The sequence below is a fragment of the Pseudomonas sp. 13159349 genome, from assembly GCF_013305685.1.
GTDB classification, from domain to species: Bacteria; Pseudomonadota; Gammaproteobacteria; order Pseudomonadales; family Pseudomonadaceae; genus Aquipseudomonas; species Aquipseudomonas asiatica.
The window spans coordinates 2771337-2794340 of the sequence record NZ_CP045553.1 but is presented as its reverse complement, the minus strand read 5'-3'; the positions used below and the strand labels follow the sequence as shown (position 1 = coordinate 2794340).

The following is a 23004-nucleotide window of genomic DNA, read 5'->3' as shown; positions in this document are numbered from 1 at the left end:
CCAGGGTCGATAGCGGCCGTTACAAATTCTCGATCTGCTCAAGTCTTGGCTCTAGCGACCTATAATGCGTCATCAACTGATCGGAGCATCGTGGTTGTAAAACGCACCTTCATTGGATTGGTCGAGGCTGGCGAGCCGCTGAGAGAGCTGAGGCTTCTGGTTTGCCCGAGCATGAAGTAGAACGTCTTCACCTATTGGCGGACTCGCTTTACCAAGCCGTCATTGACTTCCAGCTTGTCAAAGCCGGCAAGCCACCGTCGACCATTCACTGAGGCGCCGTCACTAAATGACGCACAAAACGGCAGTCCTTTACCCTGACCACCCATGTATACCGAGGCTGTGGACGCGTTGAAGCGGTACCACGAGGCGCAGGCTTCTGACTGTCCCGCCGAAGAGATCGAGCATCTGCCTCAAATTGCAGAATCACGGTTTCAAGCTGTGAACGAAATCAGCTCAACGCCCTGGGTTGCCATTCTCGAAGGCCCCATTGATGAACTCGGCAGACGGGTTTTCCCGAGGAGCCATCCGTTCATCTGAACCAATCACTGATCGAACAATGCGCCAGCGCGCTAATGATTGTCCGTCCCTGTTCCAAGCAGATCCGCTAACCGCCGACTGATCATCGCGCCCTGACACTGAGGGTGCCCCGCGAACTCGTCCGTTTCAGGAGGGCTTACCGTCACGGCCTGCCCTACACTACATTAGGTCAGATAAGCCACAGGTTATCCGACCCTATGATCGAACTGCATTGAGCGCGATGGTTGCAACAACGTTGCTGCAAATCCTCACTGATCTCTCAGACTTCCTCGCCCCCAGACACATCTGAATACATTTTATTGCGGAATGTTATTATTCCAGATTTCTCAGCGGCAAAACCTGTCGCGCCCAAAACAACCGCACTGAACATACCGAATGGTTGCAGGTCATCACCATTGGATCGTAAAACGATCCAATGAAATCAGGCTCGCTCGACAGGGCCCCCCAAACAGCAGCCCTCGCCAGCGATTCCAGGACGAACGCAGCAGGAGGCTGTGTGCCATGATCTCGATAAGAAGCTCTTACCATCCCATTGACGCCGCGATACTGTGGTGTGGCCTTTCCGAGCACGAAAACGAAATTCTTCAGATAGACCTCTCCCAGCCAGGCAGCCTGCGAAAGCATTTTCCGCAGTGGCCAAATCTACACGACCACGTCGAGTGCATCTGCGATGCCATTCTCAGCGGCGAATTGCCTGCGACTTACTTAGGACATCCGATTACGTCAGATAGCCACGTAAATCGAGTTTACTACTCCATTCGGCGAGCCGATCTCCTGGTCTGGTTCGTACGCAACCACCCCGATCAGAAGCCAGCCTTTTTGTTTTCGCAAAACGTGGATCACTCAGAATGCGTCAGCCTGGATGCGCATTTGGCCAAGCAAGCCGAGCTCGACTTTGCCATGCATACGCTTGAGCAACTGCAGCAAACCTATGCTGTCGCCGCTGATGAAATGGCTGCCCTCTCCACGCTCAACGACAAGCTGAAAGCGCGACTCGACTCACTTGGCATTCCGTCCGAGACTTCTGAAGCCATGCACGACAAGTTGATCGGCGCAATGCTCGCGACCACGCTCGGAAAAGACCAGTACGGCAAGATGCAATCGATCTATCCCAGCCAGGCTGCTCTGGTCCAAGCCATTCTGCTGCGATTTCCTGGGGTGGATGGCCTGAGCAAAAGTACCATTGATCGGCGATTTGCCGACGCACGCCGTCTTATAGCCCTGGTAGAACGGGGCTGACGCCGCATTGTCAGGCAATGCCCGGCATTGCCTGACAATGTTTTTCACCCTCTCTCGACCTTCACTAACTGTCACATCCCACCACGCGCCACTCGGCGCTACGGAGTGACATCATGCAAGCAACCACCGCTACCCCTCTGCCCACCGACCGCCACATCATGCGCCGCGATGAAGTGGAGCAGAAAACCGGCTTCAAGCGCTCGCACATCTACAACCTGATGAAAGCCGGCCAGTTCCCACAATGCCGACGCATCGGCACACGCGCCGTTGGCTGGGATTCACTGGAGATTGAACAGTGGGTCCAGGACCGACTGTCCACGGGGGACTAAGTCATGGACGTCCTCTCGTTGATTTCGACCAAGGGCGGCGCGGGCAAGACTACCGTCGCCGCCAATCTGGGCGGTGTGCTCGCCGATGCCGGCCTTCGCGTCCTGTTGCTGGACCTGGACAGCCAACCGACGCTGTCCAGCTATTACGCCTTGTGCGAGTCCCGTGAGGCCGGCAGCTATGAACTGATCGCGCATCGGCTCACGGAGCCCGAGCAGGTGGTCTCTACAACCGTCATCCAGCACCTCGATCTGATCGTCTCCAACGACCGCGCCGGGCACATCAGCACCCTGCTGCTGCACGCCGCCGATGGCCGTCTGCGCCTGCGCAACCTGCTGCCCGCCTTCGAGGATCACTACGATGTGCTGATCATCGACACCCAGGGCGCACGCAGCGTGGTCGTGGAGATGGTCATCCTCGCCTCCGCTTGCGCGCTGTGCCCGGTGCCGCCGGAAATGCTCGTCGCGCGCGAGCTGCGCCGGGGCACGTTGAGCCTGTTCGAAGAGCTGGAACCCTATCGCTACCTAGGCGTAGCCCTGCCATCGGTGAAGCTGCTGCTTAACCAGGTCAACACCAATCGCCGCGATACGCGCCTGATCATGCAAAGCCTGCAAGCCTCTTTTCAGTCTGATCCGCATGTCAGTGTCTGCAACACGGTAATCCCCGACCGTGTGGCGTATCCCAATGCCGCCTCGCTCGGCCTGCCTGTGCACCGCGTGGAGGCAACCTCTCCGCCCGGCAGTCGCAGCCCTTGCGCCGCTGAGGTCATGTGCGGCTTGGCCATAGAGCTGTTACCACAATGGGCCGAGCAGCTTGGTGCTCTCCCCACGCCTACGTCTCGGCTCTCGGGTGCTGCCGAACACCAACTAATTCGTCGCGGCTGAGCGGAGGGAGAGTGATGAAGCCGCCAACCTCCGAAGACATCACGCGTCGACTGCAGCAGGCGCACTTTCCGCAGAAACATGGCCGCGACCTCGCAGCAGCCCCCGCCGGCGACACACCGATGGTGGTCAGCCTTGAGCAACTGCGGCCCTACGAGCTTAACCCGCGAGTGGTGCGCAACCCGCTGTATGGCGACATAAAGGCCTCGATCCGCGAGCGCGGTCTGGATCAGCCGCCCGCCATCACCCGCAGGCCCGATGAATCGCATTTCATCATCCGTAACGGCGGTAACACCCGTCTGAGCATCCTCGGTGAGCTGTGGCAGGAAACGCGCGAAGAGCGGTTCTTCCGTATCCATTGCCTGTTCCGCCCTTGGCAGTCGGAGTCACATGCCTTGCTCGGGCATTTGGCCGAGAGTGATTTGCATGGCCAGTTGACGTTTATCGAGCGGGCTCTGGCCGTGGCGAAACTCCAGGAAATGTTCCAGTACGCGCATACCCATCTCACCCAGCGCGAGCTCGCGACGCGCTTGAGTGAGGGTGGCTATCCCATCTCGCAGTCACACATCAGCCGCATGTTCGACACGCTCGAGCACCTGCTTCCTGCCATCCCGCAGATGCTGTACGCCGGGCTGGGCAAATCTGCCATCGTGCGTCTCATTAGTCTGCGGCGGCGGGCGGAGTCGATTTGGAACCGGTACTTCGGTGCTCCCGAGCAGTTCCCGCTGTTGTGGTTCGAGGTTCTGTCAGCGTTCGACGGTGAAAAAGCGGATCTGGATTCGAGTGAGCTGCAGGACGAATTGATTGCCAAAATGGCGGTGAGCCTGAGGCAAACACCTCGTCTGTTGACGCTGGAGCTGCACCAGGAGCAACGTCCCTCATTGCCTCCAGCGGACAGTATGCATGCTCCTTCAAACAATCCAGCTGCCGAGCCTCCTGTACCTTCGTCATTACCGGAACATCCACCTGAGACGTCGACCGGGGTGTCCAACCCCGAGCCCGAGCACGCTGATGGAACGCTCCTGCCACCGCAAGCTCCACGCTTGCCCGATATACGCCAGGCGCTGGGTAACGAACCATTGCCAGATAAGCCCGTGGAAAAGCTCGAGGATGCTCCGAGCCCGGTCGGCGCGCCACCCTCACGCCCCGAGTTACTGGACGATATCAGCGACTTGCGCGCGAGCTGCGCCGCGCTGGCTGCCGACCTCGCCGCTTACGCAGACGCCAGCGGCATGATCAACCCGCTCGCAGACGACTTGGGTTTCACGCTTACACCGGATCATGGCGAGCACATTAGCCCGCGGCACACCGGTATCCAGCTACTGCTCTCCGCCGTTCTGCGCCTGCAGGACGACGTGAGCTGGAAGGAACGCCAGCAGTTGCCGGCTGCCCTGTTTGGTCAGCTGCTGATCGGCGTCTACGACCTGCCCTTCACCGACCGCCCAGCCCTGACGGTGGGCCTTGAACGCCTTCCTGATGCCCAGCTGGAGCAGCTGTTCACGCTGATCCGCCACGCCCGTCAGTTGATCGAACTGACGCTGTCGTCCACTCGATAACGTGAGGAACCACCTCATGAGCACGACTTTCAATCTGTTGAACCATGCCATGTTGAACCAGGTGCTGCATGAGCTGCGCCATGGCAGGTTACAGCGCTGCAAAGCCTTGGGCCTGGCCGATGAAGACATTGAGGTGCTGCAGTCGCTGCCGCCGACCACCTTGTCTCACCTGGCGCACTCTTCGATCGCCTGGGTCGAAGTGAAGGTCGACATCACCGTGTTGCGCCGTCTGATCGTTCAGGCCGAGCGCGACGAACAGAACGAGCGGTTGATCAACCGGGCGCTCAAGTTGGGCGCGAGCTCCAACATCATGTACCGCTGCTTCGGCCTGGACCATTCGGAGACAGCGTTGCGCCGCCGTGTGCTGAAGATCGAGACGCACCGCGGTCGGCCGGTCCAACTCAGTGAAGCGCAGGAGCATGCCGTGTGGAATCGCTGGAGCCAGCTGCGCACAGAGGATCCGGACAACGATCCGCTGGACACCATGATGATGCTGGCCGAGGAGCAACACATCAGTCTGACCCTGGTCTGGCAACAGGTCGAACTGTACGGAGGCACACCATGCTGAGCTTTTACGAGGTCGACTGGCAGGACGTGGTGCGTCAGTGCTACGACGCCCTTCGGCGCCGAAATGAGTGGTACGCGGCGAACGGCAAACTGGTTGTCCCCACCCAGGAGCCCGCGGTGCGGACGATCTACTACGGCGACAACAACCCGCTGCCGCAGACCTTGCTGCTGGATCGCCGGCTGACGCCACTGGAACGCAACACTTGGCAAGTGCTGCGCTGGCTGATCACCGAACGTAAGGTCAAGACGCCACGCTACCAGGACCTGCAGCCCTACCTGGCGACCAGTCCCTGCGGTAGCCAGGCCTCGCGGGAAACCATCGCCCGGGCGCTCAATGTCCTGCGCACCACCCGCTGGCTCAGTTTGGTGGAGCGCTCACGCGATGCCAACGGCTGCCTGCGTGGTTGCGTCTATGTGCTGCACGGCGATCCGTTGACCGCAGCCGAGCAGTTGGAACTGGACAGCGGCTACGCGGCGCTGCTGCAACAAAACCTCTCCCATGCCACCAAAGGCGTCCGTGACGTGGCGCAGCATGTGATCGCCGAGATCCAGGCCGACCCGCAGGTGGCCCAGCTCGACAAGGACAGGCTCGGCTCGCTGCCGCCAGCCCAACAGCAAACGCTGCCGCTGATGGGCGCAGAAGCAGACCCACAGAATTCCGAACCTGGCGCAGTCGACCTCGTTCGGAATTCTCCGGCTGGCGCAACAGATCCCGAACCCTGCGGCAATGCACCGGATTTGCCTGTGGTTCGGAATACCGACGCTGGCCGTACAGTACAGAAAGACAAAAGCAAAAAAAGTACGGTACTGGGTCAGGTGGAGTTTGGTCGAGCACGGTGGCCTGAGGATTTACCGCTGAACCCGAACGAGCGGCGCATGGCCTCCCAGGCGATGCGTCAGCTCGAGCCGGAACAGCAACAAGCGGTGATCAATGAAGCGGCGGTTCGCTGCGCCCGCGGTGAGATCCGAAAACCCGTCGCGTATTTGATGGGATTGATCAAGCGCGCCTGCCAGGGCGAGTTCACCCTCTGGGCCGCGCGTACCGAGGATGAAAAATCTTCAACCCATCCTTCACGCACAGCCAAGCCTGCGTCGGAAGATCCGCCCCGCGAGCGATCCAAGCGCAGCGGTCAGCGCACCGCGTCGCCACTTGCCCTCTCCTGCCTGGAGGAATTGAAACAACGCTGCCGAGGGATCACTACGGCTACATAGGGCTGGAACTCGGTGGATCTAATGTCGATGCCATCGTTTCCAGGGGGATCCACTCTCGGGAAAATGCGAGCAATCCATCTTCAGGTAGATCCGCATCGCCAGCCAAGGATCGGCCCATCGTCGGCGTCATTCCGACGGCGAGGTACTGGCGATGGTCGATCACTACCAACTCAACCTGGGCTCCCTGCGCAGCAGCATCACCCTAACCCTGCACACCCACCATGCGGCACGGCTGTGGCAGGGGCGCAGCGGTCGCGACGGTGTGCACCCGATCCTGGGCATGCCCGGTTACATCAGCGTCACCAACCTGCTCAAGCACGCCAGCAGCCAGGGTGATCCATATGCGGACTGGTTCATGCTGCAACTGGAGGAAAAGCTGCTGCAGGCCAGGTTAGATATGGCCACGCTGACGCAGCAAATGAGCCGAGTGGAACGGGCTCTGCCCACGCAAGTCGATGTCGGCGACAACCTGAACATCCACCCCGTCACCCTGCCGCTGTTCATCGGCAGCCAGCTGGGCTTTCTCGCGATCTACCTACTCACCGACTACGACACCCTGGTCAGGCGGGTGCTGCTTGCCCACCATACGGCGCTGATCGGCCGGGGCGACATGGAGTCCTGGATCGATGGCGGCGCGCATCTGCTGCGCAGCCTGTTTGGCCTGGCGCAGCGTTACCGCCTGGCCGGGGTGAGCCGCGACGACATGGCCGCCAACAACGCCCGTGCCCGCGAAGCCATCGACAAGTTCGGCACCCTGCCGCAGGACATTCTCGAAGGTACGCGCCGCTCCCAGTTCGCCCCGCCAATCGCCCGCAGTAACGCGCACGCCGAGATCGAAGGCCCGAATCCGGCCGAAGCCGAGGAACAGCCCACGGCTGACACCTCGAACGACGGGGGTGAGGCATGACCCTGGCCGAAGCCATTGCCCGGCGTTTGTCAGCCGATGCCTATCGCGAGTTCGCACAAGGTGCCTCCCTAAAAGGCCTTTTAAAGCCTTTTAAGGGTAAGGGGGAGCTGCAGCAGTTCGCCGAGACGATCCTGCGCCTGCGTGCACAGGTCGCCGAGTTGATGGCGGTGATGCTGGCGATCATGGCCCAGCCACCCTTCTCGTTGCTGGACCTGCGACTGGTCGTCCAGCACAGCGCGACGGGCACTGATTTCCTGCGCTGGCGCAGCCCGGACTTTCAGCGCATGGGCGTGCAGGTGTGGCAGGAGGCGGTGATTCAGCCGCGGCTGCACCCGGAGCTGCGGCAGGCGTTGTATCAGCTGGAGACCAACCGCGTGGTGCTGAACCTGCAGATGAGCAGCCTGCAGTCGCTGTATCGCCAGGCCATCACCGGTGCCAGCAAGCTCGAGGCCGCCGAGCTCGCCCTAACCCGTTCCCCCACCGAGGAGTAACCCGCATGAGTACTTTGTTTGTTGGTGAAGGCAACATCGGCAGCGTTCCGGAGTATCAGGAGTTCAACACCAACCCGGATGAGCCGCGGCGCCTGCTGCGGCTGAATGTCTACTTCGACAACCCGGTACCACGGGAAGGCGGCTACGAAGATCGCGGCGGCTACTGGGCGCCCGTCGAGCTCTGGAACCGCGACGCCGAACACTGGGCCACGCTGTACCAGAAAGGCATGCGCGTCCTGGTCGAGGGGCGCACGGTCAAGGAGGAATGGGAGGACAGCGAGGACAACGCGCGCGTGACGTTCAAGGTGGAGGCGCGGCGCATCGGTATTCTGCCGCACCGCCTGGCCTCGGTGACCATGCGCGAGAAAGCCAGCGACAACGCCAGCTCATCGCGCAAGGGGGGAGGCAAGAAAGCGCCACGCAAGTCCGGGTAAGTGGGTGGTACTCAGTGGAATTGCCGCCCGCAGCGCGATATCACTGGAACCATAAAGTCAGCTCAGCGGGCAACATTGGCTACTGTCGTTTGATTTACTCTCGCCGGGCGCTCTTACGCCGCTCACTTTCCAGCATTTGCTTCACTTCCGCCAAGTACTGGTCCAGGGCAAGGAATGCCCGCCAGTGCAGCGGACTCTCCTGAACCCAGGCAATCAGCCGGGCGCGAGCCTGCTCCTTGTCCGGTTCCAGATGGGTGGCCATGAACAGCTCATAGGCCTTGATCGCTAACGCATCTACCTCACTCTGGTGGGTTCCGTGCAAGTTTGTTGCCTCCGTGGTGACGGTCGAGTCATCCATCTTATTCTCGGTGATACGCCTCGTAAGTTTGTTAGTCAACCTTCTGAGTCGTTCATATCTTTGAGGTGCTGTTCGACCATATAGGTCGAATTGGAGAGCGCACCCATTGCCCGTGAAAGAGCCTAGCCCACATCACATTGGTCGCCAGTTGGCGAAGTATCGCCTTGCCCGGCACTTGACCCAGACACAGGTCGGCGAGCATCTGCAGATTTCTGGCGAAGCGGTGTCGCGCCTGGAGCGAGGCTTCGTTGAACTCTCGGTTTCCAAGCTGCTGCAATTGGCCGACTTGTACGGCTGCCCCGCCGATGAACTGCTGCTCGCGATCAGTCCTCGGCCGCAGGACTTAGGCGTGCAGATCAACTCCATTATCAAGGAGCTCGATGAGGCGGATAAGCAGTTCGCCCTGGAGTCGTTGAAAACGCTGGCGAACCACCTCGCACAGCGCAAGTAACACCCGCCCGCCGATATGAACCCGGCACCTTCGGATTTACCCTGGCGCCTCGCGACCATACCCCCACCCTGTCGGTACCCACCGAGAGGGCACGTTTATGCGCCTGTTCATCTGCGAGAAACCATCCCAAGCCCGCGATATCGCCCGGGTGCTGCAGGCCAGCCACCGCGCTGATGGCTGTCTGAAGGGGCAGAACGTCACCATCACCTGGTGCGTCGGCCATCTGCTGGAGACCGCTCCGCCTGAAACCTATGGCGACTACAAGCGCTGGTCGCTGGACGATCTGCCGATCATTCCCAGTCAATGGAAATTGGTGGCCAAGCCCAAGGTCGCTGGCCAGCTCAAGGTGATCAGTCAACTGCTGCGCACCTGCAGCGAGGTGGTCATCGCTACCGATGCCGACCGCGAAGGCGAGATGATCGCCAGGGAGATTCTCGAGCGCTGCCAGTATCAGGGGCCTATTTTGCGCCTGTGGCTCTCCGCGCTGGACGAGGCGTCGATCCGCCGAGCCCTGGGCGCCTTGCGTCCAGGGGAGGAAACCTTGCCGCTGTATCACTGTGCGCTGGCCCGCTCCCGTGCCGACTGGCTGGTCGGCATCAACCTGAGCCGGCTGTTCACGCTGCTCGGCCGCCGCTCCGGTTTCGATGGACTGCTGCCGGTGGGACGCGTACAGACGCCCACCCTGCGCTTGGTGGTCGAGCGCGACCGGGCGATCGCCAGCTTTGTGCCGCTACCGTTCTGGACCGTCGATGTGCACCTGGAGCAGGACGGGATCCGCTTTCAAGCGCGCTGGCAGGCCCCGACCGCGGTCAGCGATGCGGTTGGACGCTGTATTGACGAAACCGCCGCACAGCAGGCGCAGAGACGCTTCATTCAAGCCGGCACCGCCGAGATCGATAATGCCGAAGTCGAGCACGTGCGCGAAGGCCCGCCGCTACCGTTCGACCTGGGCACGTTGCAGGAAATCTGCTCGGCCAAGCTCGGATTGGGTGCACAGGAAACCTTGGCCACCGCCCAGGCCCTGTATGAAACCCACAAGGCGACGACGTACCCGCGGACCGATTGCGGCTATTTGCCGGAGAGTATGCTCGATGAGGTGCCTCGCGTGCTTCACGCCCTGGCCGCTGCACCATCGCTGGGGGCAGTGCTCAAGGAAGTCGACCCCAGCCGCCGCTCCCGTGCCTGGAACAGCAGCAAGATCACCGCGCACCACGGCATCATCCCCACCGCCGTCACGCTGGATCTGGCGCAGCTCTCCGAACGCGAGCGGGCGGTTTACACGCTGATCCGCGCACGCTACCTCGCGCAGTTCATGCCCGAGCACGAATACCTCAAAACCCAGGCGCTGCTGCACAGCCAGGCAGATCAACTGGTGGCGCGCGGCAAACAGATCCTGGTCCGCGGCTGGAAGGCAGTGATCAACGAGGCCGACGGTAACGAGCCGGCCGAACAGGCGCAGCGACTACCCACGTTGCGTGAATCCGCGACGGTGGCGCTGATCGACGCCACGCTCAATGCACAGCGCACACAACCGCCCAAGGCCTACACCGAAGGCACGCTGGTCAAAGCCATGAAAACCATCGCCAACCAGGTGGCCGATCCGCGGCTGAAGCAGAAGCTCAAGGACAGTTGCGGGCTCGGTACCGAGGCCACCCGCGCGGCCATCATCCAGGGCCTGATCGATCACGGTTACCTGACCAAGAAGAAACGCAGCCTGGCTGCCTCAGCGGCGGCGCATACCTTGATCGAAGCGGTGCCACCAGAGGTGGCCGACCCGGTCATGACTGCGCTGTGGGAGCAGGCGCTGGATCGCATCGAATCGGGCCAGCTGAGTGTCGATACCTTTCTCGCCAAGCAGGCAGAGTGGCTGACCCGCTTGGTGCGCAGTAACGCCACGCTCACCCTGCGCCCGCCCCCCAGCAAGGGGCCCTTCTGCCCGGTGTGCCGCAGCACCATGCGCCAGCGTAAAGGTCGCACCGGCAGCTTCTGGTCGTGCATCCGCTACCCCGAGTGCAAGGGCACCAAACCGGTGGCGAAAGCCAAGCGGGCGAAAAACGCATGACTTGACGGCACACCACAGCGCTGGTGTAGTGAGCTGGCCCCTCGCCGCTTGGCGACCAAGACCGATTCGCTCCGGGTAGCTCGGTCAGACTCCTAGAGTTCGGAGCCACACTTCAGCACATCTGCGGATGACTTCTCAGCGTTCCAAGTCTCCTAGGTGGATGACCCGTGCGGCTTGTACCAGGCCGTAGGGGTCATCCGCTTCGGCGACGATGCTCAGCTCCGGTGCCCGCCGGCGAAACACTGGGCACCTTTTGTGCGCGGATGCGTGCCAGTTGATTCCGACCCAGGCCACGACAAGGGTCGGTTGATCCAGGTGGATCGGCAGTGGAGCTCTGCGACGGACTCCGGTGCCACATCGCCGGGTCAAGGGTGGTCCAACTCCTCCTAGCCTGATGACCGTCGGGCTATTTTTTCGCCAACGACAATCCACCGAAAGCCACCCGATTCCGCGCGTTCAGACCGCCTGAAGACCATGGTTGACGGGCCTTTCGCGGCGTTCTATAGATGAGCTGCACACCGCTGTCGTTGACAGCACCCAGGTAGCCAGGACCTTCAAGGCTACGCCCGTTTCGGGTGGTTCTCCCCCAAAGTGCGACTCGCGCTCGGCAGCTCGCACGGTCACCGTCCCATCGGTGATGAGCGCCTTCTCGACCGATCAGGTGTTTGCACCTCCCCTTGCGGAACTCACCAGCCGCCAGGGCCGGTGGATGTCCGCGTTCTGCTGAACAGGAGCTCCATCATGACTACTGCAAGCAATAACGCCCCCACCACCTACTTCAACCTGCACACCCAAGGCATCGGTTACCTGAACCGTGTTCGCGAAGTCCCGGTTCGCCGCGGCCAAGCGTTCATGGCCTGTGACATCGCTGCCTTGCACGGTGCCTCGGACGACGTCGAGTACACCCGCTTCGACTGCAAGGTCGCCAGCGGTGAAGCCGACCGGCTGATCCGTGAACACCTGGAAGACGTCCGCGCGGAACGCAAGGTCCTTATCGCGTTTCGCATCGGCGACCTCTGGGTCGATCCGTTCATGTACGAGAAAGGCGAACGCAAGGGGCAACCCGGCGCCAGCCTCAAAGGCCGACTGATCTTCATCGAGTGGATCAAGGTCGACGGTCAGTTCAGCTACCGTGCGCCGGCTCGCACCGACGCTGCCGCCGCCCCTGAGGGTGCTGAAGCAGCAGAGCCGGAACAGGCGGACGATGACGCTGACCAAGGCCAGCCAACCCCACCCGCTGCACGTGAATCCACCGCCGCACGTCAATCTGCCTAAGCCAGTTTGGCCGCTCGCAGCAGGCGCTCTTAGGAGCGCCTGTTGTTCATTCACGTCGGAGGTTGCCATGGAAAGCTTCTGGCTCTGTGAGGACTGCCTGCAGGCGGTCGCCTACGACGACTTCAGTGCACTGTCGCTGTACTACAGCGAGGCTGAAGTCGAGCAACGCATCACCCACATGCGCGCCCAACTGCAGGCCCTGCTACCCCTGAGCGCCGACTTCGATCCGCAGACCGGCGTCGGTATCGAGGCCTTTTCCACGCAACCATGCGAGGGCTGCCAAAGCCCGCTGCACGGCACTCGACATCGCTTCACGCGCCTTTGATCACACACTTAAACCAGCCTGGGGCACGCCCTCAGGGGGCGCTCCATCTCTCACGAGGAATTGCCCATGAACACCGCCTTGAACCTGGTCGACCCGCTCGACTCCGTACTGGCCCAGCGCGCCCGTGAGGATGCGCTGATCTCCGAGGCCCTGCAGCTGCTGGACCAGCGTCACTTCCAGCGCGGCGAGGCGCTGATAACCCCCGCCGATGCCGCAGCCTACTTGAAACTGCAACTCGCCCCCTACCACCACGAAGTGTTTGCCCTGCTCTGCCTCGACTCGCGCCACCGTGTGCTGAGCTTCGACATCCTGTTCACCGGTAGCATTGACGGTGCCTCCGTGTATCCCCGCCAGGTGGTCATCAAGGCCCTCGAACACAATGCCGCCGCCGTGATCTTCAGCCACAACCACCCCTCAGGCTGCTCGGAACCGAGCGGCGCCGATCGGGTGCTCACCAACCGCCTGACCGAGGCTTTGGCCTTGGTCGAGGTATGCGTCCTGGACCACATCATCGTCGGCGAAGGCACTCCGCTTTCGTTGGCCGAGTACGGCTGGATCTAACAGCCCACCTTGCCCTGGAGGTCACCGCCCGTTCGGGGTGGCCTCGGCGTTTTCGGAGAACCACCATGCGCCCTTCTCTTACCAATCCGTTTCTTCGCGGCTTCCAAGGCCTGCGCTACGAGCGTGTCCTGCAAATCAGCTATGCCGACGATTGCCCACCGTGCTACCGCGCGCTGCACCCAGCTCAGAACGAGCTGTCCGATGAGGTCATTAGCCTGCAACCGTGCCTGTTCGATGACGACGTCGCGGTGATCACCGACGGTGTGTGCGTACCCGAGTTTCTGCGCATGCGCTGCCCGGCCAACGGCTTCGTGAACACGGTGCTCTACCAGATCATGGGCGATCAGCTCGGACGCCCGATGCATATCGGCGACCTCGGCAACGTCGAGGCTGCGCGTCACCTGATCGAGCAGTTGTCGTTTGCCACCGGACACTACAGCCGCAGTTGGGAGATCAGCAGCGCGCACCTGCCCGCAGACGAGTTCGAGTTCCTGCAGGTGTTCACCTGGTGCAACTCGCCAGCGGGCTTCTTCGAGTGCTTCGAGCTCAACAGCAACCATGCTGTGGGGTGCAAGCTGTACTCGACACCCTGGGTAGCGGCACATGAAGCCAGCAGGATCGGCTGGAGCGCCAGCGAAGTCTGTGCGCGCATGCGCGATGACCATGTCACGCCGGTGCTGCTCCAGCTGCTGATGCTGGCAGGCCAGGCAGGCACCCGCTTGCTGATCTTTGACCCTGACGCCGCACCACTGGCGGAGCTACCGCTGTTTACCGAAGACTGACCAAAGCGCCCTCCCGGGCGCCTTTTTTGTGGTAGCCGACTGAAAAGCTGGCTGGCCAGATTCGGTTTTCCAGTGGGGACTTGCCTCGCGCCTTCGCCATGGTATCGGCAACATTTGTCGAGACACGGTCATGCACACACCCACACTCTCCACCCTCGGACTGATGATCGCCCTGGCGGGCTGTAGCACGCCGCCACCGGCTCCGGCCCCGGCTCCCGCAGCGCCACCCGCGTTGCCGGCGGCATTGCCCAAGCCGAAAGCCCAGCTGCCGGCCTGGGTGCGCCAGGACCGTTACACCCTGGTCACGACCCGGCCCACGCTGGAGCAGCGCCAGCCGCTGTATCAATTGGTCAACGTACAAATTGCGCCAGCCCTGCATGCCACCGTCGGTGAAGCCCTGCGTCACCTGCTGCAACGCTCAGGCTACGCGTTGTGTGCCGATAGCGCAGCGGTGGATCGCTTGTTCCGTCGCCCTCTGCCTGCAGTACAGCACCAATTCGGCCCCATCTCACTGCTGGACGCCCTGACCATCATCGCCGGCCCGGCTTGGCGACTCGAGATCGATCCAGTTGATCGGACCGTGTGCTATGCCCTGCGCGTGCCGTCGCCTGCACCTCCTTTCTCGACACTGGAGATTGCGCCATGAAGGTTCTCCATTTTCAGGCCTTGGTGGTCGGTGCCCTGTGCCTGGGCGCCGCCGTGCTCGCCGCCGAAACGCACAACCATCATCAGCAACTGGCCGAACTTCAGGCTGCGGCCCGCAACGCCCCGGCCGACCCAGCGCCGGCCCTGCGCCGCGATATCGATGCATTGGCCGCCCGGCTCACGACGCCGCAGCCGCAGGTCGTGGCGTTGGACGAGGCACAAGGTAGACACACTGCGGCGCTGGCCGCCCTCGGCCAGCAGCAGGATGAGCTGGCCGTCTCGCTCAAGGCGCTCCAGGCAGCACCGCCAGGACCAAGCAGCAACGATCTGACGGCTTTGGGACAACGGTTGGCCACGGCAGAGGCCACGCTCGAGAAACTGTCGACCCGCCCTTCTGCGCCTGCAACCGCCAATACGCAACCGCAGGCCTCCAGCGGTGAGAAAGCCAAGGCCAAGCCTCTGGCCCCACCCTTCACCCTGCTGGGTATCGAGACCCGAGGAGACATCAGGTTCGTGGCTGCCCTGCCCGCCGGCGCCCATTCGCTCACGACCGTGCACCTGCTACAGCCTGGCGACAGCTTGAACAGCTGGCAGCTGCGCGCAATCCGCGCGGACCAGGTGGTGTTCCATGTCCCGGGGCATGGCGACTGCACACTGCCCCTGCCTTGACGAGGTGCTTATGGCTCGGTTCTCTATCCTCTCGCTTGTCCTGGTTCCCGGCTGCCTGTCCGCAGGAGTGGCGTGGACCGCGCCAAAACTGGTCGACTCGGCCCCGCAGTTCAGCGAACAGACACCGCTGGAATGGCAGGCATCCGATGCGACTCGGGCCAAGGCCTGGGGGCTGACGGAGGATGAGTGGGTTAAGTTCGAGCACCTGCAGGCTGGGCCCCGCCACTATTGGTCGCCGCAGCTCGACCCACTCACCACCCTCGGGGTGGAAGCCGACTCGGACCAGGAACGGCAACGCTACGCCGAGCTGCAGGTCCGTCTCGAGGCCAAGCGCGCCGAGCGCGAACTGGCCTACCAGAAGGCCTACACCTCCGCCTGGGCGCGGCTGTTCCCGGAAATGCTGCCCGTGCAGGGCATGGCCGATGATCCAGCAGCCACCCCTGCTAGCCGCTTTGCCCTGTTTGTGGAAGAACGCTGCCCGCGCTGCGTCATCAACACTCAGCAATGGCTGCATGGTGGCGCGCGCCTCGATGTGTACTTGGTCGGCAGCCAGGGTGACGATGGGCGTCTCCGCCAGTGGGCACAGGGCGCGGGCATTACCCCCACCCAGATCAGCAGTGGCCAAGTCACTCTCAACCATGACCGTGGCCGCTGGTTCGCTCTGGGCGCCAGCCGCCCCTTACCGGCGCGCTACCAGCAGATGGACGGCAAATGGCAGCGCATCGACTGATCCTCGCGCTGGCCTTGGCCTGCGCCACGGCCGTTCACGCCGACGCGCTGCCGCCTCCGGCGTATCAACTGGCCGCCGCACGCGCCGGCATCCCTGCCTCCGTGCTGTTCGCCATCGCCCTCCAAGAGAGCGGCACGCCGCTGCGAGGTCACCTCATGCCCTGGCCTTGGACCTTGAATGTTGCTGGTACGCCGCAGCGTTTCGCCCGCCGTGATGAAGCGTGTGCCGCACTCAAACAGGCCTTGATCCGTCACGATCCCAAGCGTATCGACGTCGGGCTGGGCCAGACCAACCTCGGCTACCACCCTGATCGGTACCGCAGCGCCTGCGAAGCTCTGGATCCGCGCGCCAACTTGGCTGTGACTGCCGAGCTGCTACGCGCCCACTATGCCGACAGCGGTGACTGGGTCGTGGCGGCGGGCCGCTATCATCGCCCTGCCGGCGGGAAGCCTGCAGCGCAGTACCGCCGCCAGTTCAGCCAGCACTGGCAGCGTGTCCAAGCGCTCGTGGCATCTCCGAGAGGGCCGCAGCCATGAACCGTCGGTGCTGGGTAACGCTGTGTATTTGTCTGTGGTGGACGGTTGGCACGCCCGCGCCCCCCAGCCAGCGGCCCGATCCCCGCGCGCTGACCTGGGCCCTGCCCGTACACAGCACACGCCTTTCACCCGGTGCCGTGTCGCCAAGGGCATTGAGCCTGCCAGGGTTCACGCCACTGTTCCTGGTCGGGCACGACGTCGCCTCTCTGGAATGGTTGGCCCAGCATGCACAGAGGCTGCAGGACCTGGGCGCCAGCGGCCTGGCGGTTGAAGTGGCCGACGCCCCGGCGTTGCGCCGCATCCAGGCGGCAGCCCCTGGAGTGGACATCTGGCCGGTGAGCGGCGACGACATCGCCGAGCGCCTGGAACTGCAGCACTACCCGGTGCTGATCACGCCCACCGGCCTGGAACAGTGAGGGTGCATCATGGGCGAACATGCGATGGAGTCCCTGCTGCGCCCTGCGGTGGAGCTGTACACCGTGGGCATCTGCGCCGGTGCCGGCGCCCTGTGTCTGCACTCACCTTGGGCGGTGGCGCTATCGCCAGAGGTGGGGGCAGGCATGGCCCTGGCCTATACCGCATTCGGCCTGAAGCGGCTCAACGAGGCACGGATCGTCCTGCGCTATCGGCGCAATATCCGCCGCCTGCCGCGCTACTCGCTGACCAGCCGACAGATTCCGGTGAGCGGCAAGCGCCTGTTCATGGGCCGTGGCTTTCGCTGGACCCGCCTGCACACCCAGCGTCTGCTCGAGGCGCAGGACCCGGCGTTGGCCCGCTACGTCAATCAGTCGGCCGCCCACCAGTGGGCGCGACGGATGGAACATCTGCTGGAGAAGGCCCCGCCAGGGTTGTCGCTGTTGCCCCGCCTGACCGCCTGGGACAGCCCATTTAACCCGGTACGGCCCCTGCCGCCGGTGGGCGGCTCGCCACTGCTGCACGGCGTCGAACCAAAGGAACAGGAAGCCAGCTTGCCGCTGGGCGAGCGCGTCGGCCACACCCTGGTGCTGGGCACCACGCGAGTCGGCAAGACACGCTTGGCCGAGGTGTACATCACCCAGGACATACACCGACCCAGCCAGGAAGTGGTGATCGTCTTCGACCCCAAGGGCGATGCCGACCTGCTCAAGCGTATGTACGTGGAAGCGCGGCGCGCCGGCCGTGAGCATGAATTCTATGTGTTCCACCTGGGCTGGCCGGAGATCTCCGCGCGCTACAACGCCATCGGCCGCTTCGGCCGCATCTCCGAAGTCGCCTCCCGCATCGCTGGCCAACTGAGCGGCGAAGGCAATTCGGCCGCATTTCGCGAGTTCGCTTGGCGCTTTGTCAACATCATCGCCCGGGCCCTGATCGAGCTCGGCCGGCGCCCCGACTACCTGCAAATCCAGCGGCATGTGGTGAACATCGATGCGCTGTTCATCGAGTACGCCCAGCACTTCTTCGCCCGCCATGATCCTCAGGCCTGGGAAGCGATCGTGCAAATCGAAGGCCGGCTGAACGAGAAGAACATCCCGCGCCACATGGTTGGCCGGGAAAAGCGCGTGGTCGCCATCGAGCAGTACCTGAGCGCCAAGCGCATCTTCGATCCGGTGATGGACGGCCTTCGCTCAGCCGTACGCTACGACCGTACCTACTTCGACAAGATCGTGGCTTCACTGCTGCCACTCCTGGAAAAACTCACCAGCGGCAAGACCGCACAACTGCTCGCCCCCAACTACACCGACCTCGACGATCCACGGCCGATCTTCGACTGGCTGCAGGTCATCCGCAAACGCGGCATCGTCTACGTCGGCCTGGATGCGCTGTGCGATGCTGAGGTCGCCGCCGCTGTCGGTAACTCGATGTTTGCCGACCTGGTCTCCGTCGCTGGCCATATCTACAAACACGGTATCGATCATGGCCTGCCAGGCTCCTCCAGCGCCGCGGACAAGGTGCCGATCAACCTGCACGCCGACGAGTTCAACGAACTGATGGGCGACGAGTTCATTCCACTGATCAACAAGGGTGGTGGCGCCGGTATCCAGGTCACCGCCTACACCCAGACCTTGAGCGACATTGAAGCGCGTATCGGCAACCGGGCCAAGGCCGGCCAGGTCATCGGCAACTTCAACACCCTGCAGATGCTACGGGTACGGGAGACCGCCACCGCCGAACTGCTGACCAACCAACTGCCCAAGGTCAACGTACAGACCCGCACCCTGGTCTCTGGCGCGACGGACACCGCCGATCCGGATGCCCGAACCGACTTCACCTCCTCCTCGCAGGATCGGGTTACCACCACTTCGGTACCGCTGATCGAGCCGGCGCACATTATCGCCTTGCCCAAGGGACAGATGTTCTCGTTCCAGGAAGGCGGACAATTGTGGAAGGTGCGCATGCCGCTACCGAAGCCGGCCAGCGACGACGCAATGCCGGCAGACCTGCAGACCCTAGCAGAGCGCATGCGCGATTCCTACAACGCCAATGCGGGGAGTTGGTGGAGCACCACCGGCGGCGCTCCGACGGTCGATTTCGATCCAGAGCAGCCTCCACCCGGGCGCAGACACACACCGTAAGCGCGCCGTCAGCAACCGAGTATGTGGAGCCCGTATGCCTACGACCCCAGCCAGCCCACCACCTCCACAACGAAGTTCGGGGCTCATCTTCGGCACGCTCGAGCTGTGTCTGCGGCTACTCGGCCTGCTGCTCGCTTCGCTGATTTTCTCAATCGCCCTGGAATTCGTGGGCATGCTGTGGTTCTGGCCCGAGCAGGGCTGGCATCACAGCCATGCGATGTGGCTGAGTGAGCTCGGCTGGCTCAGTAATCACTTCAAGAACTCTTTGCTCGTGCAAGAGCCGGCGCAAGCGACCGCCAAGATACTCGAACACTTGAACGACTGGGCCGCAGTGCGCTCTGGATGGGCGCAATCTGACACCCAGCTGAAACTGCTCAGTCGAGAAGCGTCATTCCAGGGGAAGTTCGCGCAGGTCTATGTTGTGATACAGGACTACCTGCTGGCGGCTCTGTTCACGGTCTTTACTTTCGTAGTGCGGCTGGCCGTTCTCACACTGGCGATGCCGTTGTTCCTGCTTGCGGTGGTCACCGGCGCCGTCGACGGCTTGATGCGTCGTGACCTCCGCAAGTTCGGGGCGGGTCGGGAGAGCAGCTTTGTCTACCATCGAGCGAAGCGGACGTTGCTGCCGCTGATGGTAAGCCCTTGGGTGATCTACCTCTCCCTTCCCTTAACGGTGAATCCCATTTGGGTCCTACTGCCATGCGCTGCAGTGCTTGGATGGATGGTTGCAGTCACGGCTGCGACTTTCAAAAAATACCTTTGACTGTACGCTGTCGACCCAAAGCGGACGAAGTCAGCCCTGACAATTTGCCGTTCGACAAGCCACACATTCACTCATGAAAGAGCAAACTCATTTACCCTAGCGCTGCGGCGAATGCTTCTGGCGTTGGGCCCTCCTGCCATTGCGCAATAGTCCTCGGCAGCACCAGCCATGGCTGCTTGCGCCGTGTCCAGATATGCGCAACCGGCTCGAAACGCTCAGCGCCTTCCAGGATGCCGGCCCGTACCACTCGCATTCCAGGCGCTGCCGTGGTCTCGTTGAACATCCGGGTATGACATTTACCGCAGGCATGTTGGGTAGACGTTTGACCTTGGTATTCATGGTCGAAGATGGCCGTTTCGCCACATACCTGAACAGCTGACGCCGCGCTCAGCATGTGCAGACCAAACGCACTGCCACTCCAGCGCTGGCAGTTCAAACAGTGGCAGGCATACAGCGGCGGCAATTGCTGCGCCACGATCTCGAGGGTGACTTGGCCACATCGGCACTGACCGGTGATTCTCATGCGTTGGTTCCTTACAATGACGCCCGGAAAAATGTGGGCGTATGATCGCCTTTCACGGGTTCGGGCAGAAGATCAAATTAGGAGCAACTGTTGGCCAAGAATGTATGAGCGGCATTGAATGGGAAAGCCAGCGTGTATTTCTCGCGGTGCTGCGCTCTGGCAGCCTAAGCGGCGCGGCGAAATTGCTAGGTATCGCTCAGGCCACTGCGCGCCGGCGCCTCGACCATCTTGAGCACGCTCTCGGTGTAAATCTGTTCACCCGCACACATCAAGGACTGACGCCTACTGCCGGAGCGCAGCGCCTGATCGAACATGTGGAGGTAATGGATCTGGCCGCGCAAACCTTCACTCGCATGGCCAGCTCTGAAGCGTCGATAGATCACGGTACAGTCCGGCTGACCTGTGGCGAGTTGCTTGGCGTCGAAGTATTGCCCGACCTGCTGCGCCCTTTCCATTACGAACACGCCGGGCTCAAACTTGAGTTGAGCATAAGCGATGACCTTGAAGACATCGCCAGGCTGCAATCGGATATTGCGGTGCGGCTGATGCGGCCCAATGAAGCGGATATCACCGTGCGGCGTGTCGGCAGTTTGCGGATTGGCATCCATGCCAGTGCCGGGTGCCTGGAGCGCTACGGTAACCCAGCCTCCCTGCTGTCGCTGCGCAATGGGCCGCTGATCGGGCCGGACAGACGCTCAGCGGATTTGCGTCGGTTTGTCGACGCCGGTCTGTGCAATGCCGATCAGCACTTCGCCATTGCCTCTGATCATCACCTCGCTCAGCTGGCCGCGCTGAAAGCGGGCTTGGGCTTCGGACTTTGCCCGACGCAAATCGCAAAATCGCACGGCCTGGTACATGTACTACCACACCATTTTGGCTTTGAGGTAGACGTGTGGATCGCAATGCACAATGACCTGCGCAAAATAAACAGGATCGCTCAAGTGTTCGAGGTTCTTGGAGAGCAGTTGCATCAATATCTATGCTTGGCCGATCAGTGAGCAGCGTAGGCCGTGGCATGAAGTGTTTGGGGAAAGCCATTCTCCTCCAATAGTCTTCACAGCTTTTTCACATGCAGCGTGGGAAAGTTAAACAATCCCTACGTGTGATAGATCTTGCCCGCCTAGCAGCGGCCTTTCTTTTGCCCGCAATTACCGTCACTGCAGGACATTCCAAGACTGCGTGATCGCTGGCATCTGAGCACAGCGACCACCAAAATGCTGATTTTGACGTCTATGCCACCCGCTGCACGGTAAGCCGCTGATCGGTCGCGAGGCGTCTTGCACATCCTACACCCCAAGCCAATGCCCTAGTCATTGACTCACCTGGTCGAGAATCGAAAGCTTCTTCGTGAAGGGCCATGCCACAGCCCGCGTACACGCCGATGAACATTTGCGTCTGACCGGTGCGCGAGAGCCTGACCTGAACATCGATGGTCGTGCCGTCATCGAGCTCCTCGTCATGGGTACGATGATGAAGCACTGGATCCGCCCAATTCCAAAAAACGTCACCTCGAATACGCATGCCGCCCTCCTACGACTTTAGTCTTATACGGAAACCTAACCATAGCAAAGCGAAGCGGCAGTTCAATGACAGCATGATGATCGCCCTGGAATATCAGACAGCTGGCTTTAATAGCGATACAGAACAGTTTTTTATATGAGCTTGAGGCCGAAATCGGTGTGTAACGAAGCTGAATCGCTTAGTTACCGGGAGTGGGATATGAAGCGTGGTGCGGATCGCCGATCACCTCTGAGTCTTACAGGCTATGCTGATTTCGGCTCAATGCCGGTGCTCGTCCAACGGAAAGGATTATGGTCTCGCGCATTCGAACCCACATGCTGTTGCTCGCCTGCTTTGCAGTGTTGTTCAACCTGCTGATGATGCCGCTCGAACGTGTTTTGCGTAACGCTCCAGTTGAAGAGTCTCTGATCCTCGGAAGCTTTTGCAGCGTTCATGGCCTGCAGAGCTTGCCGAAATCCTTCTTGGCGCAGAACAAGGCCGATCAGTCAGATGTAACCGGTCATGCGCTCGGCGGCGCCAGGCTAGGCCGGACGCTAAGCGATCAAGGCTGGCAGCTGAGTCGCTATCAAGCCTGCTGCCGTGGCCTTGAGAATGGAAGGGGTCAGCTTGTCGCGCGGCAACCATTTACAGGCCGCGATCTCATTGCAGGCTACGACCTTGTCGCCGTCGTGAAAGTGGGTGATGAAAATGTGGTGGATGGTTGATTCCACGGTGATGGTGGACAAGTAAAGTAAGCCATGGCCGTTGATGCTCGTTTCTTCCCGAAGCTCTCGCGCCGCAGCGGCAAGTGGAGTTTCGCCCGCCTCGATCGCCCCGCCTGGGAAATTCCACTTTCCCCCTTTCTTGCGCACCAGCAGCACCTTGCCGCTGTGCAGACAGATGATTGTGGCTCTCGCTTTTAACTTTCTTATGTTCCTGTCTGGCATCCGCAGGCTCAACTGTTCACATCAGGGTTTAGCCGACTCGCTGGGAAATTGAGAAGGCGTTCTTCCCAAGAGACTTATGGGTAAGACGACTCGTTCAACGAAATGGGCACAGGAGAGCCAGTTCGTAGCCGACCAATAGAGAGCTGCATCAGGCACACGACACATTCGCTATTG

General features: G+C 61.7%; 27 protein-coding genes and 2 pseudogenes. 25 read left to right on the top strand and 4 right to left on the bottom strand.

Features of this window, described 5'->3' with window-relative positions:
• The first annotated feature begins 90 nt into the window (after positions 1–90).
• The 10 genes and pseudogenes from GEV38_RS27710 (at position 91) to GEV38_RS13095 (ending at position 8151) form a co-directional block, all read left to right on the top strand.
• A pseudogene (locus tag GEV38_RS27710) lies at positions 91–272 on the top strand (hypothetical protein).
• Between the two features lie 766 nt (positions 273–1038).
• Positions 1039–1776 (top strand): hypothetical protein, encoded by a 738-nt coding sequence (locus tag GEV38_RS13135; RefSeq protein ID WP_012052630.1) that lies wholly within the window; start codon positions 1039–1041, stop codon positions 1774–1776.
• 113 nt (positions 1777–1889) lie between these two features.
• On the top strand, positions 1890–2105 hold the full coding sequence (locus GEV38_RS13130; RefSeq protein WP_012052631.1) for an AlpA family transcriptional regulator: 216 nt from the start codon (positions 1890–1892) through the stop codon (positions 2103–2105).
• A gap of 3 nt (positions 2106–2108) precedes the next feature.
• Positions 2109–2987, top strand: a complete 879-nt coding sequence (locus tag GEV38_RS13125) for a ParA family protein (RefSeq protein WP_012052632.1) — start codon at positions 2109–2111, stop codon at positions 2985–2987.
• Positions 2988–3001: 14 nt separating this feature from the next.
• Complete coding sequence (locus GEV38_RS13120) at positions 3002–4540, top strand: ParB family protein (RefSeq protein ID WP_012052633.1); 1539 nt, start codon at positions 3002–3004, stop codon at positions 4538–4540.
• Between the two features lie 16 nt (positions 4541–4556).
• Positions 4557–5108 carry a DUF2857 domain-containing protein gene (locus GEV38_RS13115; protein ID WP_012052634.1) on the top strand — a complete coding sequence of 184 codons (552 nt, stop codon included), beginning with the start codon at positions 4557–4559 and terminating at the stop codon, positions 5106–5108.
• On the top strand, positions 5102–6319 hold the full coding sequence (locus GEV38_RS13110) for an STY4528 family pathogenicity island replication protein (protein ID WP_012052635.1): 1218 nt from the start codon (positions 5102–5104) through the stop codon (positions 6317–6319). The genes GEV38_RS13115 and GEV38_RS13110 overlap by 7 nt, the downstream gene beginning before the upstream one ends.
• A 151-nt stretch (positions 6320–6470) precedes the next feature.
• On the top strand, positions 6471–7226 hold the full coding sequence (locus GEV38_RS13105) for a PFL_4669 family integrating conjugative element protein (protein ID WP_012052636.1): 756 nt from the start codon (positions 6471–6473) through the stop codon (positions 7224–7226).
• Entirely contained in the window at positions 7223–7717 is a 495-nt protein-coding gene (locus tag GEV38_RS13100; protein ID WP_012052637.1) for a DUF3158 family protein, read from the top strand. Before GEV38_RS13105 ends, GEV38_RS13100 begins: the two co-directional genes overlap by 4 nt.
• A gap of 5 nt (positions 7718–7722) precedes the next feature.
• Complete coding sequence (locus tag GEV38_RS13095; protein ID WP_012052638.1) at positions 7723–8151, top strand: single-stranded DNA-binding protein; 429 nt, start codon at positions 7723–7725, stop codon at positions 8149–8151.
• A gap of 94 nt (positions 8152–8245) precedes the next feature.
• Here GEV38_RS13095 and GEV38_RS13090 read toward each other — a convergent pair whose 3' ends face one another.
• Positions 8246–8473 carry a hypothetical protein gene (locus tag GEV38_RS13090; RefSeq protein WP_014861283.1) on the bottom strand — a complete coding sequence of 76 codons (228 nt, stop codon included), beginning with the start codon at positions 8471–8473 and terminating at the stop codon, positions 8246–8248.
• A 142-nt stretch (positions 8474–8615) separates the two neighbouring features.
• On the opposite strand from GEV38_RS13090, the gene GEV38_RS13085 reads away from it, so the two are divergent.
• The 13 genes from GEV38_RS13085 to GEV38_RS13025 all read left to right on the top strand — a co-directional run bounded on the left by GEV38_RS13085 (position 8616) and on the right by GEV38_RS13025 (position 19860).
• Positions 8616–8960, top strand: a complete 345-nt coding sequence (locus GEV38_RS13085; protein WP_012052640.1) for a helix-turn-helix domain-containing protein — start codon at positions 8616–8618, stop codon at positions 8958–8960.
• A 97-nt stretch (positions 8961–9057) separates the two neighbouring features.
• Positions 9058–11022: a DNA topoisomerase III gene (locus GEV38_RS13080; protein ID WP_012052641.1), complete on the top strand. Its 1965-nt coding sequence runs from the start codon at positions 9058–9060 to the stop codon at positions 11020–11022.
• 741 nt (positions 11023–11763) lie between these two features.
• The gene (locus GEV38_RS13075) at positions 11764–12297 is read left to right on the top strand and encodes an STY4534 family ICE replication protein (RefSeq protein ID WP_012052642.1); all 534 of its coding nucleotides are present in this window, start codon (positions 11764–11766) and stop codon (positions 12295–12297) included.
• 67 nt (positions 12298–12364) lie between these two features.
• Positions 12365–12622 (top strand): hypothetical protein, encoded by a 258-nt coding sequence (locus tag GEV38_RS13070; protein ID WP_012052643.1) that lies wholly within the window; start codon positions 12365–12367, stop codon positions 12620–12622.
• A 66-nt stretch (positions 12623–12688) separates the two neighbouring features.
• The gene (locus GEV38_RS13065) at positions 12689–13183 is read left to right on the top strand and encodes a JAB domain-containing protein (RefSeq protein ID WP_012052644.1); all 495 of its coding nucleotides are present in this window, start codon (positions 12689–12691) and stop codon (positions 13181–13183) included.
• 65 nt (positions 13184–13248) lie between these two features.
• Complete coding sequence (locus tag GEV38_RS13060) at positions 13249–13965, top strand: hypothetical protein (RefSeq protein WP_012052645.1); 717 nt, start codon at positions 13249–13251, stop codon at positions 13963–13965.
• Between the two features lie 130 nt (positions 13966–14095).
• Positions 14096–14611 (top strand): PilL N-terminal domain-containing protein, encoded by a 516-nt coding sequence (locus tag GEV38_RS13055; protein ID WP_012052646.1) that lies wholly within the window; start codon positions 14096–14098, stop codon positions 14609–14611.
• Entirely contained in the window at positions 14608–15279 is a 672-nt protein-coding gene (locus tag GEV38_RS13050; protein ID WP_012052647.1) for a hypothetical protein, read from the top strand. Before GEV38_RS13055 ends, GEV38_RS13050 begins: the two co-directional genes overlap by 4 nt.
• A gap of 10 nt (positions 15280–15289) precedes the next feature.
• Positions 15290–16009 (top strand): TIGR03759 family integrating conjugative element protein, encoded by a 720-nt coding sequence (locus GEV38_RS13045; RefSeq protein WP_012052648.1) that lies wholly within the window; start codon positions 15290–15292, stop codon positions 16007–16009.
• Complete coding sequence (locus GEV38_RS13040; protein ID WP_012052649.1) at positions 15991–16545, top strand: lytic transglycosylase; 555 nt, start codon at positions 15991–15993, stop codon at positions 16543–16545. The genes GEV38_RS13045 and GEV38_RS13040 overlap by 19 nt, the downstream gene beginning before the upstream one ends.
• Positions 16542–16961 carry an integrating conjugative element protein gene (locus GEV38_RS13035; protein ID WP_012052650.1) on the top strand — a complete coding sequence of 140 codons (420 nt, stop codon included), beginning with the start codon at positions 16542–16544 and terminating at the stop codon, positions 16959–16961. The genes GEV38_RS13040 and GEV38_RS13035 overlap by 4 nt, the downstream gene beginning before the upstream one ends.
• 9 nt (positions 16962–16970) lie before the next feature.
• Complete coding sequence (traD, locus tag GEV38_RS13030; protein ID WP_012052651.1) at positions 16971–19097, top strand: type IV conjugative transfer system coupling protein TraD; 2127 nt, start codon at positions 16971–16973, stop codon at positions 19095–19097.
• 34 nt (positions 19098–19131) lie between these two features.
• Positions 19132–19860, top strand: a complete 729-nt coding sequence (locus GEV38_RS13025; RefSeq protein WP_012052652.1) for a TIGR03747 family integrating conjugative element membrane protein — start codon at positions 19132–19134, stop codon at positions 19858–19860.
• A gap of 91 nt (positions 19861–19951) precedes the next feature.
• On the opposite strand, the gene GEV38_RS13020 is transcribed toward GEV38_RS13025, so the two are convergent.
• Positions 19952–20383 carry a GFA family protein gene (locus GEV38_RS13020; RefSeq protein ID WP_014861278.1) on the bottom strand — a complete coding sequence of 144 codons (432 nt, stop codon included), beginning with the start codon at positions 20381–20383 and terminating at the stop codon, positions 19952–19954.
• Between the two features lie 41 nt (positions 20384–20424).
• Between GEV38_RS13020 and GEV38_RS13015 the strand changes: the two genes are divergently transcribed.
• Complete coding sequence (locus tag GEV38_RS13015; protein WP_012052654.1) at positions 20425–21381, top strand: LysR family transcriptional regulator; 957 nt, start codon at positions 20425–20427, stop codon at positions 21379–21381.
• A 232-nt stretch (positions 21382–21613) separates the two neighbouring features.
• On the opposite strand, the gene GEV38_RS27705 is transcribed toward GEV38_RS13015, so the two are convergent.
• Complete coding sequence (locus tag GEV38_RS27705) at positions 21614–21904, bottom strand: hypothetical protein (RefSeq protein WP_012052655.1); 291 nt, start codon at positions 21902–21904, stop codon at positions 21614–21616.
• Between the two features lie 290 nt (positions 21905–22194).
• On the opposite strand from GEV38_RS27705, the gene GEV38_RS27700 reads away from it, so the two are divergent.
• Positions 22195–22608: a hypothetical protein gene (locus GEV38_RS27700; RefSeq protein ID WP_230491502.1), complete on the top strand. Its 414-nt coding sequence runs from the start codon at positions 22195–22197 to the stop codon at positions 22606–22608.
• Here GEV38_RS27700 and GEV38_RS13010 read toward each other — a convergent pair.
• Positions 22546–22830, bottom strand: a pseudogene (locus GEV38_RS13010) (NUDIX domain-containing protein); the annotation flags it as partial. The gene GEV38_RS27700 and the pseudogene GEV38_RS13010 overlap by 63 nt on opposite strands.
• Between the last annotated feature and the right edge of the window lie 174 nt (positions 22831–23004).

Bases quoted from the DNA above. Each gene is read 5' to 3' on its own strand.
- GEV38_RS13135 (WP_012052630.1), top strand. From the start codon at position 1,039: ATGATCTCGATAAGAAGCTCTTACCATCCCATTGACGCCGCGATACTG.
- GEV38_RS13130 (WP_012052631.1), top strand. From the start codon at position 1,890: ATGCAAGCAACCACCGCTACCCCTCTGCCCACCGACCGCCACATCATG.
- GEV38_RS13125 (WP_012052632.1), top strand. From the start codon at position 2,109: ATGGACGTCCTCTCGTTGATTTCGACCAAGGGCGGCGCGGGCAAGACT.
- GEV38_RS13120 (WP_012052633.1), top strand. From the start codon at position 3,002: ATGAAGCCGCCAACCTCCGAAGACATCACGCGTCGACTGCAGCAGGCG.
- GEV38_RS13115 (WP_012052634.1), top strand. From the start codon at position 4,557: ATGAGCACGACTTTCAATCTGTTGAACCATGCCATGTTGAACCAGGTG.
- GEV38_RS13110 (WP_012052635.1), top strand. From the start codon at position 5,102: ATGCTGAGCTTTTACGAGGTCGACTGGCAGGACGTGGTGCGTCAGTGC.
- GEV38_RS13105 (WP_012052636.1), top strand. From the start codon at position 6,471: ATGGTCGATCACTACCAACTCAACCTGGGCTCCCTGCGCAGCAGCATC.
- GEV38_RS13100 (WP_012052637.1), top strand. From the start codon at position 7,223: ATGACCCTGGCCGAAGCCATTGCCCGGCGTTTGTCAGCCGATGCCTAT.
- GEV38_RS13095 (WP_012052638.1), top strand. From the start codon at position 7,723: ATGAGTACTTTGTTTGTTGGTGAAGGCAACATCGGCAGCGTTCCGGAG.
- GEV38_RS13080 (WP_012052641.1), top strand. From the start codon at position 9,058: ATGCGCCTGTTCATCTGCGAGAAACCATCCCAAGCCCGCGATATCGCC.
- GEV38_RS13075 (WP_012052642.1), top strand. From the start codon at position 11,764: ATGACTACTGCAAGCAATAACGCCCCCACCACCTACTTCAACCTGCAC.
- GEV38_RS13070 (WP_012052643.1), top strand. From the start codon at position 12,365: ATGGAAAGCTTCTGGCTCTGTGAGGACTGCCTGCAGGCGGTCGCCTAC.
- GEV38_RS13065 (WP_012052644.1), top strand. From the start codon at position 12,689: ATGAACACCGCCTTGAACCTGGTCGACCCGCTCGACTCCGTACTGGCC.
- GEV38_RS13060 (WP_012052645.1), top strand. From the start codon at position 13,249: ATGCGCCCTTCTCTTACCAATCCGTTTCTTCGCGGCTTCCAAGGCCTG.
- GEV38_RS13055 (WP_012052646.1), top strand. From the start codon at position 14,096: ATGCACACACCCACACTCTCCACCCTCGGACTGATGATCGCCCTGGCG.
- GEV38_RS13050 (WP_012052647.1), top strand. From the start codon at position 14,608: ATGAAGGTTCTCCATTTTCAGGCCTTGGTGGTCGGTGCCCTGTGCCTG.
- GEV38_RS13045 (WP_012052648.1), top strand. From the start codon at position 15,290: ATGGCTCGGTTCTCTATCCTCTCGCTTGTCCTGGTTCCCGGCTGCCTG.
- GEV38_RS13040 (WP_012052649.1), top strand. From the start codon at position 15,991: ATGGCAGCGCATCGACTGATCCTCGCGCTGGCCTTGGCCTGCGCCACG.
- GEV38_RS13035 (WP_012052650.1), top strand. From the start codon at position 16,542: ATGAACCGTCGGTGCTGGGTAACGCTGTGTATTTGTCTGTGGTGGACG.
- traD (WP_012052651.1), top strand. From the start codon at position 16,971: ATGGGCGAACATGCGATGGAGTCCCTGCTGCGCCCTGCGGTGGAGCTG.
- GEV38_RS13025 (WP_012052652.1), top strand. From the start codon at position 19,132: ATGCCTACGACCCCAGCCAGCCCACCACCTCCACAACGAAGTTCGGGG.
- GEV38_RS13020 (WP_014861278.1), bottom strand. From the start codon at position 20,383: ATGAGAATCACCGGTCAGTGCCGATGTGGCCAAGTCACCCTCGAGATC.
- GEV38_RS13015 (WP_012052654.1), top strand. From the start codon at position 20,425: ATGATCGCCTTTCACGGGTTCGGGCAGAAGATCAAATTAGGAGCAACT.
- GEV38_RS27705 (WP_012052655.1), bottom strand. From the start codon at position 21,904: ATGCGTATTCGAGGTGACGTTTTTTGGAATTGGGCGGATCCAGTGCTT.
- GEV38_RS27700 (WP_230491502.1), top strand. From the start codon at position 22,195: ATGGTCTCGCGCATTCGAACCCACATGCTGTTGCTCGCCTGCTTTGCA.